Below are 2,753 nucleotides of genomic sequence, written 5' to 3' on the forward strand. Positions count from 1 at the left end.
TCGGCGACGGCGTTGTTCAGTGATACAAGGTGATCATCCACGGCGCCGATAGTACGTAAGTATGGAAATACGTACAAGTATGAACATGAATGGTTGCTCTCACCTGCGGCAAAGTGCGCAAAAAGTATAAAGAGTATAAAAGGTATAAAGCCTGCAAAACAGATCCAGGGAGGTCCGGTGCCCCGCTCAACATCACAGCCGACCCGTGCCCGTCGTAACCCGTTCACTCCGACCGCCGGTGCGACCCCGCCGCTACTCGTAGGCAGAGGCGAGGTCATTGATGACTTCCGGGAGTCCGTCATCGACGGACCCGGTGCGCCGGGCCTGCTCACACTGGTGACCGGCCCCCGAGGAACGGGGAAAACGGTGATGCTCAATGCTCTGGAGGATGTGGCCAGGACCGAGGGTTGGCTGCACCTGTCGGAGACCGCGACCCCGGGTCTGCTCGACCGGTTGAGTCGGGGAGTGGAGAAGCAGTTGGCGTCCGTCACAGGGGACGATCGTCAGGTGCCGCGGGTCACCGGAGCGTCGACGCCGGCGGGAGGAGTGGACATTGAGTATCCGGACCGTCCGGAATCCGGGCTCCGGAATGCTGTGACCAGACTTCTCGGGCTCCTCGACGAGCGCGGGGCCGGGCTCGTCGTCACCGTCGACGAGGTTCACGGCGGAGATCATGACGAACTACGCCACCTCGGGGCACTGGCCCAGCATCTCGTCCGCGAACAGCTTCCTTTCGCACTGGTGCTGGCGGGTCTTCCCGGTGCCATCTCGGACCTGCTCAATGACGCCGTGCTGACCTTCCTACGCCGTGCGGAACGCGTGGAACTCGGAAACGTCGCTGATGCCGAGGTGAGGGATGCGCTACTGGGGCCGATCGAGGATTCCGGCGTGGCCATTGCCCCGGAAGCTCTCGATGCCGCAGTGGCCGCAACCGAAGGCTATCCGTTCATGATCCAGCTGGTGGGGTACAACGTGTGGCGGAGTGCGGTGGACGGGTACATCGGTCTGGCTCAGGTGGCAATTGGGACCGAGCGGGCGCGGCGGAGGCTCGGGAACCTGGTCCATGCCACGTCGCTACACGATCTCTCGGAGGTGGATAAGACGTTCCTTGTGAAGATGGCGAAGGATGACGGCCCGAGCCGGACCGGGGACATCGCCGAGCGGATGGGGGTGAAGAAGAACTATGTGTCCGTCTACCGGCAACGGCTGTTGGACGCCGGCGTCATCCGGGCGGTCGGCGCAGGTCAGGTTGAGTTCACCCTGCCAGGCCTTCGCGACTACCTCCGGGATCACGCCGCGACCCTGGTGCGCTCACCTGATGCGTAGCATCGGCGGCATGACTGAGCAGGTTTTCCCGACGTCCCGCGTCCTCCCCGACGGGGCCGTGGTGCGCCCCGCACGACCCGGCGACATTCCCGGCATCCTCGACTGCATCCGCGCCCTCGCGGTCTACGAGAAGGAGCCGGACGCCGTCGAGAACACCGAGGTGATGCTCGCCGACACCCTCTTCGGTGACGACCCGAAGGCGTTCGCGCACGTCGTGGCGTCCGGAAACGGAACCGACGGCACAGACGAGATCCGCGGCATCGCCCTGTGGTTCCTCTCCTACTCCACCTGGACCGGGCGCCACGGCATCTGGCTCGAGGACCTCTACGTCCATGAGCGGCACCGCGGCTCCGGCTACGGCACGGCGCTGCTCTCCGCTCTCGCCGCGATCTGCGTCGACCGCGGCTACACCCGGCTGGAGTGGACGGTCCTGGACTGGAACGAACCCTCGATCGCCTTCTACCGCTCGATCGGCGCGACGCCGCAGGACGAATGGACCACACAGCGCCTGGTCGGCGGGAACCTCACCGCCCTCGCAGGACGCTGAGCCTCAGGTCACCGCCCACGCCACCGCACCCAGGACGAGACTGATCCCGACCAGGGCGGTGATTCCCCTCGGCGACAGCTGGTCCATCACGTGGAAGCGGTGGTCCCGCCATCCCGCGCAGTTCCCGGTCCCGGGGAACACGATCCGCGCCGGACGCCACGTGCATACCACCAGCCAGTCGACGATGACGATGTCGAAGAGGGCGAACATCACGCTCACCACGAGCGTCATCAGCGACAGTTCGGGGAACGACGCATCCGGATGCGACAGTCCCCAGGCCACCGGTACCGCGCCGGGTGGCGACCGGGTGGTTGCACATCACCAGGCTCTCAAAGGTGGACTCTGTGGTGGCCCCTGTGGTGGACCCTGTGGTGGACCGGCCTCACGGGACGTAAACCGTCACGCACCCTCCAGTTCGCTGACCCGGCGCTTCAGTTCCCGCTCCTTCTCCCACCGCGCGGTGACGTCACGGAGCACGGCGGCCACGCCCTCGACGCGACCGTCGGCTCGGTCGCCCTCCTTGAGCATGACGATGGAGAACTCCAGGGAGATGCGCGTCCCGTCCTTCCGGACGCCAGGGGCGGTCAACGGTTCCAGGCCGTACCTGGTCACACCGGTGTCCATGACCCGGTCCCAGCCGGTCCAGTGGGCGCCCCTCATCTTCTCCGGGATGATGATGTCCAGCGACTGCCCGACCGCGTCCTCGGTGGACCAGCCGAACATGTCGACCGCGGCGTCATTCCACAGTCGGATGGTCCCGGTGCGGTCGGCGTAGATCACGGCGTCCAGCGTGGAGCCGGCGATGATGCGCTCGGTGAGTGGGCGGGTGGGTGTCGTGCCGGACATGGCGTCCTCCGTGGTCAGCGGGAGAGATGGATCA

The 2,753-nt window shown here is 65.9% G+C and carries 4 protein-coding genes; 2 read left to right on the forward strand and 2 right to left on the reverse strand.

Translation table 11 applies throughout. From position 1 onward, the window contains the following. Positions 1–177 precede the first annotated feature (177 nt). Both QZV72_RS12895 and QZV72_RS12900 read left to right on the forward strand, forming a co-directional pair. The gene (locus QZV72_RS12895; RefSeq protein WP_297008983.1) at positions 178–1,326 is read left to right on the forward strand and encodes an AAA family ATPase; all 1,149 of its coding nucleotides are present in this window, start codon (positions 178–180) and stop codon (positions 1,324–1,326) included. Between the two features lie 10 nt (positions 1,327–1,336). Continuing rightward, positions 1,337–1,873 carry a GNAT family N-acetyltransferase gene (locus QZV72_RS12900; RefSeq protein ID WP_297008984.1) on the forward strand — a complete coding sequence of 179 codons (537 nt, stop codon included), beginning with the start codon at positions 1,337–1,339 and terminating at the stop codon, positions 1,871–1,873. Between the two features lie 3 nt (positions 1,874–1,876). Here the strand turns inward: QZV72_RS12900 and QZV72_RS12905 are convergent, their stop codons facing one another. Next, positions 1,877–2,104 (reverse strand): hypothetical protein, encoded by a 228-nt coding sequence (locus QZV72_RS12905; RefSeq protein WP_297008985.1) that lies wholly within the window; start codon positions 2,102–2,104, stop codon positions 1,877–1,879. A gap of 168 nt (positions 2,105–2,272) precedes the next feature. After that, entirely contained in the window at positions 2,273–2,719 is a 447-nt protein-coding gene (locus QZV72_RS12910) for a PAS domain S-box protein (RefSeq protein ID WP_297008986.1), read from the reverse strand. Positions 2,720–2,753 lie beyond the last annotated feature (34 nt).

Origin of the sequence: uncultured Corynebacterium sp., assembly GCF_902782855.1 — a bacterium.
Taxonomy (GTDB): Bacteria; Actinomycetota; Actinomycetes; order Mycobacteriales; family Mycobacteriaceae; genus Corynebacterium.